Raw genomic sequence first — 13,421 nt, forward strand, 5'->3', positions numbered from 1 at the left:
GTCATGTTGGTCGAGTAGCCCCGAAGGGGCGTATCGAGACCCGCCGTCGTCAGCAGGGGGTCTGCAGACTCGTCCTGCTGGCGCTGGTGGATCTCGATACGCCCTCTGCGCGGGCTACTCGATCAGCATGACTTTCCCCATGCGGACGAGGTGAACTTTCCTGGCAGACCCGCCCGCGGCGGAGCTCCGTCAGAGCAGCGGGCGCCGACGCCCCGACGCGACCGCGACGAGAGCGAGTGCCAGCAGCCAGGCCGGGCCCGCCAGCACGGCCGCGACCGTGGGCGGCGCGGACGCCGACAGCGCAGCGAGGGGCGCGACGTCCTCGAGGGCGGTGCCACTCGTGAAGGTCGCGACACTGAGCGGTGCCAGGGCCGCGAAGAGCACGAAGAGCGGTGCTCGGACGATCGTGCCGACCAGCGCGCCCCAGATCGCACCTCCGGTACCGGCCACAGGCACGAGGATCACGACGCCGACGTCCGGAGTGACCCTTCCCGCCGAGACGACCGCGACGCCGGCGACTCCGACCGCGACCGCCGCCGTCGCGAGCACCGCACCGGCACCCGCCGTCACCAGGAACCGTGCCGCGAGCGCCGGCCGGAGCCCTGACGAGAGCACGTCGCGTGCGAGGATCCCCTTCTCGAAGGCGCTCGCCGTCCGCAGTGCTCCGAAGGCCGCCGCCCCGACGACGCCGCCCTGCAGCAGCGCCGCCGAGATCGCGTGCTCGAGCGAGGCCGCTTCTCCGGGCGGGAGCGCGCCGAGATCGACCTGCGTCACGGCGAGGAGGAGGGGGAGCACGGGCAGCAGTCCGAAGACCAGTCCCCAGAGCGGTGTCCGGCTCGCGACCACGCGCCGGGACTCGGCGGCGACGGCGCGGGTGAGCGGTCCCTCCGCTGCCGCGTCCGTCACCGCGCCCGCCGTTGCTCGAGGATCCGTGCGCCGCCGATCGCCAGGAGTGCCCAGACGGCCAGGACGGCCAGCGCGAGTGGCGCCGGGAGCATCCCGTCGACCGGCGCTCCGGTCGCTCCGGCGACGGCTCCGATCGGGAGCAGCCGCCCGGCGTCGCGGGCCACGCCGAGGAACGGCACGGCCAGGGCGGCCGGCAGGACCAGCGCGATCGGGATGCAGGCGTAGTAGTTCCCCACCGCGTAGCCGACGCCGACGCCCAGCACGCCGCTGAGGGCAAAGGCGAGGACGACGCCGAGCGAGGCGGACAGCAGCGTGATGTCCGGCGTCAGGCGGCGGCCGGCGGTCGCCAGCACCACCGCGGAGATCGGCCACCAGCCCACGACCGCCACGACCCCGAAGACCGCGCCCGAGACCGCGCCGGCCAGCGCCTTCGCCACCAGGATCGCGTCCCGGCTGCCGAGCAGCAGCGTCCGGTCGAGCGAGTGGTAGTACGTCTCCCGGGTGTAGGCGTAGGACCCGTAGAAGCACGCGCCCAGGGCGGCGCAGGCCGCGAAGCCGAAGACGAAGCGGCTCGCCGGAGCGTCGTCGAGGCCGCCGAGCCGATCCGTCGTACCGGGCATGTTCAGGGCGAAGACGGGGATCAGTATCGCGTAGGCGAGGAGGACCGGGAACGACGAGCCGCTGCGGGAGCGCAGGATCTCGGCCCGTGCGAGCGCGCCGGCCCCGCTCATCGACCGGCCTCGCCGTCGACGAGGTCGAAGTAGCCGTCCTCGAGACTCCGCCCTCCCGAGCGGGTGAGGTCCTCGAGCGGACCGTGGAAGAGCATCCGGCGCCGCAGGACGACGACCTCGTCGACGGTGTGCTCGAGCTCGGCGAGCTGGTGACTGGAGACGAGGACCGTCCGTCCGCGCTCGGCCTCAGCGCGGATCAGGCGCCGCAGCCAGCGGATCCCCTCGGGGTCGAGCCCGTTCGCAGGTTCGTCGAGGACGAGGATCTCCGGGTCACCCGCCAGGGCCGTGGCCAGGCCGAGGCGCTGGCGCATCCCGGTCGAGTAGCCGCGGACCGGCCGTCGCGCCGCGTCGGTGAGGCCGACCGTCTGCAGCAGCTCGTCGACCCGCGAGAGCGGTTCGCCGACCGCGCGGCAGACGATCGCGAGGTGCCGGCGGCCGGTGATGCCGTTCTCGAAGCCGAGGCCGTCGAGGTGCACGCCGACGACCCGGGCGGGAGCGCGCAGCTCCGCGAACCGGTGGCCGCCGATCCGCGCCTCACCGGAATCGGAGCGCAGCAGTCCGACCAGCCCGCGGAGCGCCGTGCTCTTGCCGGCGCCGTTCGGGCCGAGAAGACCGACGACCGTTCCCTGCCGCACGGAGAAGCTGAGGTCGTCCACGACGCGGCGGCCGCGGAAGGACTTGGTGAAGTGCAGGAAGTCGAGCGCCGAGCTCATGGGCGGGCCTTTCGGGTCGAGGGGGTCATCGTCGTCGAGCGGTCGTGCCGCCGGCGCCGAGCGGTCGCGCGGTCAGGTCGTCGAGGAGCCGGTGCACGGGGGTGACCAGCGTCGGGTAGTCGCCGGAGACCGACCGAGCGAGCACCTTCGCGGCGGCGAAGGCGAGGGCGGGCAGTGCGGCGTCCGAGTGCAGCCGCTCGCCGAGCACCTCGACGAGGGAGCGCCGGGCGTCCGGGGCGGCGAGGGTGTGCACGTAGAGGGTCGCGACGTCGAGGTGCTCGGGTCCGCGCCCCCAGGCCTCCCAGTCGGCGAGGCCGAGCGGCGCGACGAGCAGGTTGCCGGGGTGCAGGTCGCCGTGCGCCGTCGTCCAGCACGGGGTGCCGCGCGGGAACCGATCGCCGAAGAAGCTGCGCAGCAGCCGGTCCACCGTGGCGGGGACGGTCGACTCCCGCTGCGTCGGGACGGCGGCGAGCGCGTCGAGGATCCCGCCGAGCTCGACCCAGACCGCCGGATCGACCTCGGTCTCGGGCGCCAGCTCCGCCGTCGGGGACAGGGCACGACCGGGCAGACGGGTCATCAACTCGGCGCGGAGCCGGTACCCCTCGACGTGGGGCGGGTCCCACTCCTCGACGGCGAGCACGACCGGCTTGGGCAGGGCCGGGAGCACGGCGCTGTCCGCCGTGCCGGTCCACCACGTCCCTTGGGCGAGCGCCGAGGGGGAGCTGACGAGGCGGAGCCAGAGCCGCTCGCGGTCGCGCCGGACGGGACCGGAGAGGGTCCTGCCTCGCCAGCCGAGGACCGTGTCACCGTCCCTTGCAGCGGCGAGCACGCGGAGGGCGTGCTCGAAGGCGCTCTCGAGCACACTCCCGCCGGTCACCGGCCGACCCCCAGGCGGCGGAGCGCGTCCCCAGCGACGAGATCGAGCACCGCGCCGCCGATCGTGCCGCCGCCGAGCGACACCGAGGCGCCGCCTACCGGGGGAGTGCTCGCGGAGTCGGGCAGGGCGAGGGGATAGCCGACGGCCGGCACGTCGTCGAGCCCGGTGAGGGGCGCGAGCGCCGCGATCGGGGCGAGCAGCGACTCCGCGGGCCCGCTGACGACGGCCGTCGACCGCGGAGACCGCACCGCGATCCCGTTGCTGGTCAGCCGCACCGGGGTACCCGGCACGATCCTCGGGTCGGCCGAGGTCCGCACGAGGAAGGCCTCGCCGTTGCGGACGACGTAGCCGCCCTCGATCCGCTCCTCGAGGGGGAGGGCTGTGACGCCGGCGAGAGCGGCGGCGAGGACGGCGGACGCGACGGCGACCCGGAGCGCTCCGACTCGCGCTTCTCTCGCGGCTCGCGCGAACCGGACGAGGGAGACGACGAGTGCGCCGAGGAGCGCTGCGGCGAACACGAGCGCGATGACCGCGCCCGGCTCGGTGAGGATCAGGACGGGGACGCTGCGGACGTAGGCCCAGCCGATCAGGAGCAGGGCGAAGCCGCGGCAGCCGACTCCGAACAGGACGAGCCAGGGGGAGGCACGTGGCGCGGTTCCCCCCAGCAGGCGCAGGACGGCGTCGCCGACGGCTCGGATCGCGGCTCTGCGCAGGAACGGCCGGTCGAGGACCGCGACCAGGGCCAGGTAGCCGTCGAGGTGCACGAGCGGAATGAGATTGGTCACTGCGCTGAGCGCGGCGGCGACGACGAAGCAGGCGAGAGCGGACCGCCCCGTCGACGACCAGAGCAGCGCCGTCGCGGCGCCCGCCGCGAGGACGAGGTGCACCGCCGGACCGGCAAGCGCGACCGCCGCGCGGGAGCGCCGGTCGCCCAGGCGCCAGCCGTCGGTGACGTCGCAGAAGAACGCGGGGGCGAGGTAGAAAATCATCACCCCGGCGCGCCGCGGCCGTCCACCGAAGGCCGCGAGGGAGACCGCGTGACCGGCCTCATGGACCGCTCCCGCGAGCAGGAACGCGACCGAGACCGCGAGGAGCGAGGGCAGGGGCAGTGGCTCGCTGAGGACGGCGGCGATCTCCGCCGAGTGCGCGATCGCGCTCGCGGTACCCAGGAGCAGCACCGCGACGACCGCGGCGACGGCGAGCAGCCGGATCGGCCGTCGGCGCAGGAGCCGCGCGAGCACGAGCGCCGGCCGCGTCGCGTCGAGCAGGGTCAGCTGGAAACTCGCCGGCGGCCGGAACTGCAGCCGATGCGACCGGGGCTCGCGGCGCTCGGAGCCGGCGAGGAGCCCGGCCGCCGCGAACTCGCGGAGCAGGGCGGCCGTCTCCTCGTCCGACAGCCGCGCGGTCCCTGTGCCGTCGGTCTCGTCCGTCTCGTGCGCGCTCGGGCGCAGCCCGGCGGCGAAGGTCGCCACCGCGGGACCGACCCGTGCGCGCGGGACGCCCCGCACCGAGAGGATCCACGGAGCGCCGGGCGCGATCGGCTCGTCGATCGTCACGGTGTCCGCCAGTCGCGGCACGGGGTCACTCATGCCCAGACCAGCTGCAGCAGCGTCGAGTCCTCGGTCTCCGCCAGCTCGGTGCGCGCGGCGACGCGAAGTCCCGCACGCCCGGCCTCCGCCGAGACCTCCTCGGCGTCGACGACGTTCACCCGCGAGTGGAAGAGCCGAGCCGCCGCCCGCCCGCCGGGATCGAGACCGAGCTGCACGACCTCGACGTCCCGGTGGAGACCGTCGGGGGTGACGGCGGACGTCACGACGGCCGCTCCCGGTCCGCCGGACGGCCCGGGCACGGCGCGGATGCGCGAGCTGCGGCTTCCGGCGACGTAGGCGTGGTCGGGGCTCGACGCGGTGATCAGGAGGACGCCGTCCGCTCCGAGGTGCTCGCGGGCGGCTCGGAGGAAGGCGTGCCGGCCGGCTCGGTCCAGGAGCGCGATGGACGTGGCGCCGAGGACGACGGCGCCGAAGCGCTCCGGCAGGTGGAAGCAGGTCATGTCGCCGACCAGCGCCCGGGAGCCGTCGGCGATCCTGGCGGCGGGCAGCGCCGCGATCCGCGACCGGAGGATGTCGACCATCGTCGGCGAGAGATCGAGGCCGACGACGGGGCGGCCGAGGCCCAGGAGGGGCACCGTGAGGCGTCCGCCGCCGCAGGCCAGCTCGAGGATCGGCCCCTCGGTCCGGCGGACCGCTGCCAGCAGGGGGCTGATCTCGCTGCGGTCCTCCGCGGTGAAGTGCTCGTAGACGACGGACCCGTCGGGTCCGTAGAGGTCCTCCGGCGCCACGGTGGCGGGGGAGAGGGCGCCAAGGAGGGCGGCGCTCGCCGCGGTGAGGGGCGGCGGGTCCGAGGGGTGCTGCATGGTCGCTCCAGGTCTGAGAGGGAGCGGTCCCGGACGCTCGAGCGTCCGGGACCGCGGGAGGTGCACTGTCGGCTAGGTCGCGAGCATCACGATGCTGCCGAGCGCGATCACGATGCCGAGGCCGGCGTCGGCGGCCCGCCAGCCGTCGGCCGGAGCGACCGCGGGTTCGATCTCCTGGAAGAGAACAGGATTCTCCATTTCTCACCTCCTCGGTGATGAAGTCCTCGGTGAAGAGGTGCTCTCCTCGAGAGCTAGGTCAGGACGATCGCGCCGAGCCCGAGCCCGACGGCGATCCCGAGCTTCGCGGCGATGTACCAGTCGGAATCGGGTGCGGCCATCGACTCGATCTCCTCGAATCGCAGGGGGGTGGGTGGTTGCATGCGTCGTCTCCTCGTGTCGTCGTCTGGAATGCGAGTGTCGTCGGTCGGTCCCGGTCAGGTGAGGAGACCGAGGAAGAGGCCCGCGACGAGCAGCCCCTTCGTGAAGCCGGAGGCCGCCGACTCCCAGTCGGGAGCGACCGCCGCCTCCAGCTCGTGGAACTCGAGTTCGTTCTGTGTGTTCATGTGTTCACCTCCTTCGTGACGTCGATGGGCCTGCGCCGGCAGGAACGCCGCGCGCAGGAGTCGGAGGGCGTCGTCGAGCGCCAGGCCGGGCAGCGCCGAGCGACCCCAGCGGGCGACGATCGCGAGTGCCGCGTCGCGGAGGGCGCGGTCGGCGACGGCCGGTGCGGTGATGCTCCACCGCTCGGACCACTGGGCGCTGCCGACGACGGGATCGACGTCGAGCCCGAGGGGAGCGGCGAACCACTGCCAGACGGCCCGTCGTCGCGCGCGACGCTCCGGGGAGTCGCGACTCCACAGGACGGGCAGCAGCGGCATCGTCGCCGGCACCTTCCGCAGTCCCGCGCGACTGCTCACCTCGTTGGCGAGGTACCAGTGCGTCGCCGCGAAGGGATCGGCGGTCGCCGAGCGCAGCACGCCGTGACTGTCGGCGCTCGCCGCAGCGAGCGTCGCGCGGTCGGCGCGGCGAACGAGTCCGGCGCTCCCGGCGACGCGGCCGCCGGCCTCGGCCAGCGCCTCCAGCAGTCGCCTCGACCGATCGTCGGCGGAGCGGTCGGCGGGCGACCCGGACCGCGAGCCGATCAGCCGCAGGGCCGCCTCCGCCGCTCCCTCGAGCACGGAGGAGCGGGTCAGCGTCGCCGTGAGCTCGGCGTCGATCACGGCGGCGTCGGCCCGGAGCGCGTCGCCGACCACGACGGAGCGGAGGCCGCCGATCTCGCGGCAGGCCGCGGCGCTCGTCTCGCTGCCGGGCCCGATCGTCGTGGGCACCAGGACGAGACGAGGGACCTCCGTCGATGCGGGGAGGTCTGGAGCGAGAAGCCCGCCGTGCCTGCTCAGCAGTCCGTCGAGGCGCGATCGGAGGGTGCGGTCGGCGGCGAACAGGCGCGCCAGCGCCACCACGTCGTGCAGCCTGCCGCCGCCGATGCCGACGAGGCGGTCGGGACGGACGGCGCGGAGGGCGCGGTCGACGGTGTCGAGCAGCCGACCCTGCTCGGACGCGACGTCGAGGACGACCACCCGTCCGTGCAGTCGCTCGGGCTCGACGGCTCCGCGCCGGACGAGCGCGCTGTCGAGCACGAAGAGGGTCTGCCGGGAGCCGGTGGTCGCCGCATCCGACGCCAGACCGGTCCGCAGATCGGTGCTGCGGACGCTCATGCGTCGAGCGCCGCACTGATGATGCGCGGGATGCCCGCGAGGTCGTGGTCGGTGGACACCGCCGCAGGCAGGAACTGGATCCCGCCCGGCGCGGGGTGCACGACCGCCCCGCGCCGCCGGACGTCCTCCACCAGGCCGAGGACCTCCTCGGCGCTGGCGACCCCCGCGATGTGGAGGGCCCGGAAGGACCCGGCGCCGGAGGATCCGAGCACCCGCGGATGCGCGGACAGCGCGGTGACGGCACGGTCGAGGGCGGTGCTCACGCGCGGGAAGCCGTCGGCTCCGAGCAGCTCGGGGAGCAGCGCGAGGCTCTGCAGGACGGCGGCGCAGACCGCGGGTGTCCCCGCCTGGGTCTCCGCATGGACGAACGGGGCGTCGGCGGCATCGATCTCGGCGAGGAGCCGCTCGCCGACGACCACGGCGGCCGCCGCGAGCGTGCCGTTCGTCAGAGCCTTCGAGAGGACCACCGCGTCGGGCGCGAACGGCCAGCGCGAGGAGGCGAGGAACGGGCCGGTGCGGCCGAAGCCGGTCGCCACCTCGTCCGCGACGACGGGGACGCCGTCCTGGGAGGCGCTCTCGAGCACCGCGAGGAGTGCGTCCGAGAGCGGGAGGGCACCGGAGCCGAGGACGGGCTCCACGACGATGCCGCAGATGCGCCGTCCCTCCCGGTGGAGCAGCGACTTGAGGGCGTCCGGATCGTCGTGCGCCACGTGCCGGACCCCCGAGCGATCGACGCCGTAGACGTCCTGGCCCAGCTCGTCGCCGCTCAGGGCGTGGGCGCCGTAGGTGAGCCCGTGGTAGCTGCCGGACAGGCCGACGACCAGCCGGCGCTCCGGCCGACCGAGGAGCGCGGCCCGCTGGCGGAGCAGCTTCATGACCGCGTCGTTCGCGCTGCCGCCCGAGGTGGTGAGGAGGACGCGCCGGAAGGAGGCGTGCGGGAGCGCGTCGCCGACGACCGTGAGCAGTGCCGCGGCCGCCCGCTCCGCCCAGGGGTGACTCCGCCGGAAGAGGGACAGGTAGGAGGCCTCGGCCAGAGCCGCGGCGATGGCAGCGGTGAACTCCGGTCGGCCGCAGCCGAACGGCGCGTTCCACAGTCCGCTCGTGAGGTCGATCGCCTCGACGCCGTCGGCGAAGCGGATGCGCGTCCCCGTCGCGCTCACCGCCGCAACGGTCCTGGCCGCCGCCGTCGGCGAGACCAGGGGCACGAGGACCGGCGAGGCCGTCATGCTCCTCTCCGGAGGTGGACGCCCTCGTGCTCGAACCGCTCGACGAGCCGCGAGACGAAGGCCTCGTCGGCCGGCGTGCGCGGCTCGTCGTCCGGGCCGTCGCTCAGCAGCCGTTCGACGACGACCGCGGTGGCGGGTGCGAGGGCGAACCGCCGCAGGGTCCGGGGCTCCACCAGGACGCGCTCGTCGCCCCGGTGCAGGAGGATCAGGTCGGAGCGCGTGAGCGTCGTCACCTCCCCGTCCGGTCGGAGGGACGTTCCGAGCCCGACCACCGACCACGCCGGGCCGGTGTCGTCGGCGGCGGCGAAGGCGAGGCCGGCGCGGTACAGCGCCAGCCAGGGGCGGCGCGCGATGTCGTCGGCGACACCGCCGCCCAGCGCGGCGAGCCGGTCGAGCGGACGGTACGACCTGTCGAGGGCGGCCGCGAGACCGTCGGGGTCTCGGGCGTCGCCGAGGACCAGCCCGTCCGGACCGAGCGTCGCGACCCCGTCCCGGCCGACATCGACGGCAGCGACGGGTCCGGCAGCGGGGTCGTCCGTCAGCGGCAGACCGCTCACGGCGACCGCGGCTCCCAGGAGCTGCGGGACCAGCCGACCGGAGGCGCGGGCGGCGTCGGCGTCCTCCAGATAGGCCTGCCAGCCGTTCGCATCGCGGAGCCGTGCGGTCGTCGCACCGGTGACCGGGAGGAACGCGATCGAGGCGTAGTCCTCCGTCTGGACCCGCAGCTCGCCGAACCAGGCGACGTCTCCCGGCTCGTCGAGTCCACCGCGGTAGTCGAGGACGGCCGCGCAGTCGCAGGTCGGGGCCTCGCGGGTCTCATCGTCGTCGGTCACGCTCTCGCTTGGGAGGAGCAGGACGTCCTCCGGCCCGAGCAGTGGCTCCACCGCTCCTCGCCACCGCCGGTCGGCGAGGCGCACGACCCGTCGAGCGTCGACCCGATCACCCGTCACCCACTGGAGGACGGCCCGGGCGACTCCGCGTCGATCCACCGCGGTCGCTCGCGTGTCGGCGTCGGCGAGACCGGTCGGAGTCGAGAGCGCCGTTCGCGAGCCGCGGTCGCCGCGATCGAGGGAGCGCGTCGCGTCTCCGTCGGAGCGGATCGGTCCTGGGTCAGTTGCCATACGTGGATGGTAGCCGACTGAAGCTCACGTCTGTCAAGGCCGACTCGCCGACCGAGCTGATGATCACCGATGCGCGCCACGGGCGAGCTCGGCGCGCGCCTTCGACACCGGGCGCCGACGTCGGTGCTAGACATACGCGTATGACGAACGCAGCAGCATGCAGACGACTCCCAGCACGGCGGTGGCTGTCGTGAGATCCCGATTCGACCTCGTCGTTCTCGTCGTCTTCGGTCTGTACGGCCTCGTCCGAAGCGTCCTCGACGCCCCCGCGGTCATCGCGGCACCGAGCGCCGTCGGGATCGCGTCGCTGTGCGCCTCCGCCTTGCTCCTCGTCGTGGCGATCGCGGCGCTCGCCCTCGAGCTGCGGCGCAGACGGAGGAAGCGCGCGGCGGCGGCCTCGACCGTCGCCGCCCGGATGGGCCGAGAGGCCGACTGCGAGCGGTAGAGCCGGAGGCGTCGGCCCGCCGACCTGCGTCAGCGCCCACCGTGCGCCGACCTCCCGTCATGCTGGTCGAGTAGCCCCGCAGGGGCGTATCGAGACCCACCCTCCTCAGAAGGCCGGTTTGCAGGCTCGTCCTCTGACGCTGGTGGATCTCGATACGCCCGCTTCGCGGGCTACTCGATCAGCATGAAGTCCGTGCGTCGAGTCCACTCATGCTGGTCGACTAGCGCGGAGCGCGCGTCGGGACCCGGGCCGGGAGCGGCACGCACGTCGTGCGATCCGCGCCAGCGACAAGAGGGCCTCGCGCGCTGTGGCAAGGTCCCGGGATGACAGTGCCGAAGAAGAAGGAAGACCGCGTGCGCCGCTTCGCGCTCGCCCTGCTGGGAGTGAGCATGGGAGTCGCCGTCGTGACGACGATCGTCGGAGGGATCGACGATCCGTACGACGTTGTGACTCTCGGCGTGTGCGGCTCCTGTGCCTCCCTGGTGATCGTCACCTTGATCCGCGAACGATGAACCTCGCGCTGGCGCTCGGGCGGAGGCGTGCACAGAGGTAGCGCGCTGACGCTGCATCCGGACGCTCCGCCGAGCACGAGTGAACGGTCAGCCCGCCGGCCGAGGGTCAGCGCAGCCCCGCGATCGCGTCCAGCTCGTCCAGCGACCCGATCCGCACCACCCCGAGCGCGACGGCCTCCGGCGGCAGCTCGCGCCCGTGCTCCGGACCGCCGACGCGGTCGAGCCACACCCCGCGCAGGCCGGCGCGCGCCGCGCCGATCGCGTCGGTGCCCAGCCGGTCGCCGACGTACAGCGCGTCGGCCGGAGCGACGCCGAAGCGCTCGCAGGCGACGTGGAAGATCCGCGCATCCGGCTTCGTCACGCCGACCTCGCCCGACGCCACGAGGTGCTCGACCCGCTCCGTCAGACCGATCGCGTCCGTCTTGGTCGTCTGGAAGTCCACATCGCCGTTGGTGATCACACCGATCCGGACGCCCGCCGCATCGAGCCGATCGAGCACCGGCAGGGCGTCGTCGTGCAGCGTCCACGCCGCGACGTAGTGCCCCAGGTAGGCGGCGAACCACGCGCTCGCCTCCTCGGGCGTCAGCGCGACACCGGCGTCGGCCGCGAAGGCCGTGGCGCGGGCGCGCCGCTGCCCCTCGTAGTCGAGCTCGCCGGCGAGGTAGCGGTGGTAGTGCTCCTCCTCCAGCGCGTACCAGCGCCGCTGCAGCGCGCCCGCCTCGCCCGCGTACGCGTCGCCGAGCGTGGCCGCGTACGCGACGATCCCCTCGCGCACCGCACGGGCGTGCGCGAAGAGCGTGTCGTCGAGATCGAAGAGGGCGAGCCGGATCATCGAGGGCTCAGCGACTGCGGCGCAGGAAGCCGACCCGCTCGTACACGGTCGCGAGCGTGCGCTCGGCCGTCTCCGAGGCGCGGTCCGCCGCGCGGGAGAGCACCCGGTCCAGCTCGGCCGGGTCCTCGAGCAGCTCGGCGGTGCGCGCGCGGATCGGATCGAAGGTCGCCGCGACGACCTCGACCAGGCCCTTCTTCAGGTCGCCGTAGCCGCGGCCCGCGTACTCCTGCTCGAGCGACTCGATCGTGCGGCCGGCGAGGACGGAGTAGACGGTGAGCAGGTTCGAGACGCCCGGCTTGGCCGCGCGGTCGAAGCGCACCTCGGACTCGGTGTCGGTGACGGCGCGCATGATCTTCTTCGCGGTGACCTTCGGCTCGTCGAGCACGCTGAGGAGGCCCGCGTCCGACTCCGCGGACTTCGACATCTTCGCGCCGGGGTTCTGCAGGTCGTAGATCTTCGCCGTCTCCTTGGCGATGTACGGCTCCGGGATCGCGAAGGTCTCGCCGAAGCGCGTGTTGAAGCGGCCCGCGAGGTCGCGGGTCAGCTCGAGGTGCTGGCGCTGGTCCTCGCCGACCGGCACGGCGTCGGTCTGGTACAGCAGGATGTCGGCGGCCATCAGGATCGGGTAGGTGAAGAGGCCGACCGAGGCCGCCTCCGTGCCCTGCTTCGCCGACTTGTCCTTGAACTGCGTCATCCGGCTGGCCTCGCCGAAGCCGGTGACCGTGTTCAGGATCCAGGCCAGCTCGGCGTGGGCCGGGACGTGCGACTGGATGAACAGCGTCGAGCGCTCCGGGTCGATGCCGGCCGCGATGTACTGCGCGGCGGTGGCGCGGGTGCGCGCGCGCAGCTCGGCGGGCTCCTGCGGCACGGTGATCGCGTGCAGGTCGACGACGCAGAAGTGGGCGTCGAAGTCGTCCTGCATCGCGACCCACTGGGTGAGGGCGCCGATGTAGTTGCCGAGGTGCAGCGAGCCGGAGGAGGGCTGCATGCCGGAGAAGATGACGGGCTTCGCGCCCGGAGTGCTGGGGGTCATGGTGAGGCCTCCTGAGTGACGGCGGCGCGGTCGGCGCCGGGGGAGAAGGGGGTCAGAGCTCGTAGTCGACGACGACAGGCGCGTGGTCGGACCAGCGGGTGTCCCACGCGCTGGCGCGGTCGATCTCGTAGCTGCGGGCCAGGGCGGCGAGCTCCGGCGTCGCGAGCTGGTAGTCGATCCGCCAGCCGGTGTCGGTGTCGAACGCCTGGCCGCGCTGCGACCACCAGGTGTAGGGCCCGGGCACCTCGCCGGCGAAGCGGCGGCCGAGGTCGACCCAGCCCATCCCGGCTCCGGCGTTGTAGCCCTCCTCGCCCTCGGCGCCGACGAAGCGGTCGAAGTAGGCGCGCTCCTCGGGGAGGAAGCCGGCCTTCTTGACGTTGCCCTTCCAGTTCTTGATGTCGAGGGTGCGGTGGCCGACGTTGAGGTCGCCCATCACGACGGCGAGCGGGTTGTGGGCCTGCAGCTGGGGGAGGCGCTCGATCATCGCGTCGAGGAAGCGCATCTTCTCGTCCTGCTTCGGCGTGCCGACGCCGCCCGAGTGCACGTAGGTGGAGACGACGGTCACGGTCCGGTCGCCGACCTCGTAGTCGGCCTCGAGCCAGCGGCCCGCGGAGTCGAAGTCGTCGGCGCCGAGCGCGACCCGGTGGATCGTCGCGCGCTTGCGCGAGGCGAGCGCGACTCCGGCGCGGCCCTTGGCGGTCGCCTCGTCGTGCAGCACGTCCCACTCGTCGCCGAGCAGGCCGGTGAGGTCGTCGGTGGAGGCGCGGACCTCCTGCAGGGCGAGGATGTCGACGTCGCGGGCGGCGAGCCAGTCGCCCATGCCCTTGCGGAAGGCGGCGCGGACGCCGTTGACGTTGACGGAGGCGATGCGGAGCGGCTTTCGAGTCACCGGAGCAG

General features: G+C 73.8%; 16 protein-coding genes. 2 read left to right on the top strand and 14 right to left on the bottom strand.

Annotated elements, in window-relative coordinates; genetic code table 11:
• Positions 1-189 precede the first annotated feature (189 nt).
• The 11 genes from EDF17_RS03950 to EDF17_RS03990 all read right to left on the bottom strand — a co-directional run bounded on the left by EDF17_RS03950 (position 190) and on the right by EDF17_RS03990 (position 9,702).
• On the bottom strand, positions 190-906 hold the full coding sequence (locus EDF17_RS03950) for a hypothetical protein (protein ID WP_123445265.1): 717 nt from the start codon (positions 904-906) through the stop codon (positions 190-192).
• Positions 903-1,637 carry a hypothetical protein gene (locus EDF17_RS03955; protein WP_123445266.1) on the bottom strand — a complete coding sequence of 245 codons (735 nt, stop codon included), beginning with the start codon at positions 1,635-1,637 and terminating at the stop codon, positions 903-905. The genes EDF17_RS03950 and EDF17_RS03955 overlap by 4 nt, the downstream gene beginning before the upstream one ends.
• Positions 1,634-2,350 carry an ATP-binding cassette domain-containing protein gene (locus EDF17_RS03960; protein WP_123445267.1) on the bottom strand — a complete coding sequence of 239 codons (717 nt, stop codon included), beginning with the start codon at positions 2,348-2,350 and terminating at the stop codon, positions 1,634-1,636. The genes EDF17_RS03955 and EDF17_RS03960 overlap by 4 nt, the downstream gene beginning before the upstream one ends.
• Positions 2,351-2,375: 25 nt before the next feature.
• Entirely contained in the window at positions 2,376-3,227 is an 852-nt protein-coding gene (locus EDF17_RS03965) for a phosphotransferase (protein WP_133671876.1), read from the bottom strand.
• A complete protein-coding gene (gene mpaP / locus EDF17_RS03970) occupies positions 3,224-4,816 on the bottom strand; it encodes a daptide biosynthesis intramembrane metalloprotease (RefSeq protein WP_123445269.1) in 1,593 nt (530 codons plus the stop codon). Before mpaP ends, EDF17_RS03965 begins: the two co-directional genes overlap by 4 nt.
• Positions 4,813-5,640, bottom strand: a complete 828-nt coding sequence (gene mpaM, locus EDF17_RS03975) for a daptide-type RiPP biosynthesis methyltransferase (protein WP_123445270.1) — start codon at positions 5,638-5,640, stop codon at positions 4,813-4,815. Before mpaM ends, mpaP begins: the two co-directional genes overlap by 4 nt.
• Positions 5,641-5,712: 72 nt before the next feature.
• Positions 5,713-5,838, bottom strand: a complete 126-nt coding sequence (locus EDF17_RS20435; RefSeq protein WP_260321489.1) for a hypothetical protein — start codon at positions 5,836-5,838, stop codon at positions 5,713-5,715.
• Between the two features lie 53 nt (positions 5,839-5,891).
• The gene (locus EDF17_RS20440; protein WP_260321490.1) at positions 5,892-6,020 is read right to left on the bottom strand and encodes a daptide-type RiPP; all 129 of its coding nucleotides are present in this window, start codon (positions 6,018-6,020) and stop codon (positions 5,892-5,894) included.
• Positions 6,021-6,074: 54 nt separating this feature from the next.
• Positions 6,075-7,355, bottom strand: coding sequence for an iron-containing alcohol dehydrogenase (locus EDF17_RS03980; protein ID WP_123445271.1), 1,281 nt, complete (start codon positions 7,353-7,355; stop codon positions 6,075-6,077).
• Positions 7,352-8,581 carry a daptide-type RiPP biosynthesis aminotransferase gene (gene mpaD / locus EDF17_RS03985; RefSeq protein WP_123445272.1) on the bottom strand — a complete coding sequence of 410 codons (1,230 nt, stop codon included), beginning with the start codon at positions 8,579-8,581 and terminating at the stop codon, positions 7,352-7,354. Before mpaD ends, EDF17_RS03980 begins: the two co-directional genes overlap by 4 nt.
• Complete coding sequence (locus EDF17_RS03990) at positions 8,578-9,702, bottom strand: hypothetical protein (protein ID WP_133671878.1); 1,125 nt, start codon at positions 9,700-9,702, stop codon at positions 8,578-8,580. The genes mpaD and EDF17_RS03990 overlap by 4 nt, the downstream gene beginning before the upstream one ends.
• A gap of 190 nt (positions 9,703-9,892) precedes the next feature.
• Between EDF17_RS03990 and EDF17_RS03995 the strand changes: the two genes are divergently transcribed.
• Positions 9,893-10,147 (top strand): hypothetical protein, encoded by a 255-nt coding sequence (locus tag EDF17_RS03995; RefSeq protein ID WP_133671880.1) that lies wholly within the window; start codon positions 9,893-9,895, stop codon positions 10,145-10,147.
• Positions 10,148-10,470: 323 nt separating this feature from the next.
• Positions 10,471-10,659 carry a hypothetical protein gene (locus EDF17_RS04000; protein ID WP_133671882.1) on the top strand — a complete coding sequence of 63 codons (189 nt, stop codon included), beginning with the start codon at positions 10,471-10,473 and terminating at the stop codon, positions 10,657-10,659.
• Positions 10,660-10,765: 106 nt separating this feature from the next.
• Here the strand turns inward: EDF17_RS04000 and EDF17_RS04005 are convergent, their stop codons facing one another.
• Genes EDF17_RS04005 through EDF17_RS04015 form a run of 3 tightly spaced genes read right to left on the bottom strand, consistent with a single transcriptional unit; the run spans position 10,766 to position 13,344 of the window.
• Entirely contained in the window at positions 10,766-11,491 is a 726-nt protein-coding gene (locus EDF17_RS04005; RefSeq protein ID WP_123445275.1) for an HAD family hydrolase, read from the bottom strand.
• Between the two features lie 7 nt (positions 11,492-11,498).
• The gene (gene trpS / locus EDF17_RS04010; RefSeq protein WP_123445276.1) at positions 11,499-12,524 is read right to left on the bottom strand and encodes a tryptophan--tRNA ligase; all 1,026 of its coding nucleotides are present in this window, start codon (positions 12,522-12,524) and stop codon (positions 11,499-11,501) included.
• Positions 12,525-12,576: 52 nt separating this feature from the next.
• Entirely contained in the window at positions 12,577-13,344 is a 768-nt protein-coding gene (locus tag EDF17_RS04015; protein ID WP_243582899.1) for an exodeoxyribonuclease III, read from the bottom strand.
• Positions 13,345-13,421 lie beyond the last annotated feature (77 nt).

It is taken from the genome of Rathayibacter sp. PhB1 (genome assembly GCF_004362935.1).
Taxonomy (GTDB): Bacteria; Actinomycetota; Actinomycetes; order Actinomycetales; family Microbacteriaceae; genus Rathayibacter; species Rathayibacter festucae.

Excerpts from the sequence above, each read along its gene's own strand:
- EDF17_RS03990 (WP_133671878.1), bottom strand. The coding sequence starts at position 9,702 with ATGGCAACTGACCCAGGACCGATCCGCTCCGACGGAGACGCGACGCGC.
- trpS (WP_123445276.1), bottom strand. The coding sequence starts at position 12,524 with ATGACCCCCAGCACTCCGGGCGCGAAGCCCGTCATCTTCTCCGGCATG.
- EDF17_RS04015 (WP_243582899.1), bottom strand. The coding sequence starts at position 13,344 with ATGGGCGACTGGCTCGCCGCCCGCGACGTCGACATCCTCGCCCTGCAG.
- EDF17_RS03955 (WP_123445266.1), bottom strand. The coding sequence starts at position 1,637 with ATGAGCGGGGCCGGCGCGCTCGCACGGGCCGAGATCCTGCGCTCCCGC.
- mpaD (WP_123445272.1), bottom strand. The coding sequence starts at position 8,581 with ATGACGGCCTCGCCGGTCCTCGTGCCCCTGGTCTCGCCGACGGCGGCG.
- EDF17_RS03960 (WP_123445267.1), bottom strand. The coding sequence starts at position 2,350 with ATGAGCTCGGCGCTCGACTTCCTGCACTTCACCAAGTCCTTCCGCGGC.
- EDF17_RS20440 (WP_260321490.1), bottom strand. The coding sequence starts at position 6,020 with ATGCAACCACCCACCCCCCTGCGATTCGAGGAGATCGAGTCGATGGCC.
- EDF17_RS20435 (WP_260321489.1), bottom strand. The coding sequence starts at position 5,838 with ATGGAGAATCCTGTTCTCTTCCAGGAGATCGAACCCGCGGTCGCTCCG.
- mpaP (WP_123445269.1), bottom strand. The coding sequence starts at position 4,816 with ATGAGTGACCCCGTGCCGCGACTGGCGGACACCGTGACGATCGACGAG.
- EDF17_RS04005 (WP_123445275.1), bottom strand. The coding sequence starts at position 11,491 with ATGATCCGGCTCGCCCTCTTCGATCTCGACGACACGCTCTTCGCGCAC.
- mpaM (WP_123445270.1), bottom strand. The coding sequence starts at position 5,640 with ATGCAGCACCCCTCGGACCCGCCGCCCCTCACCGCGGCGAGCGCCGCC.
- EDF17_RS04000 (WP_133671882.1), top strand. The coding sequence starts at position 10,471 with ATGACAGTGCCGAAGAAGAAGGAAGACCGCGTGCGCCGCTTCGCGCTC.
- EDF17_RS03980 (WP_123445271.1), bottom strand. The coding sequence starts at position 7,355 with ATGAGCGTCCGCAGCACCGATCTGCGGACCGGTCTGGCGTCGGATGCG.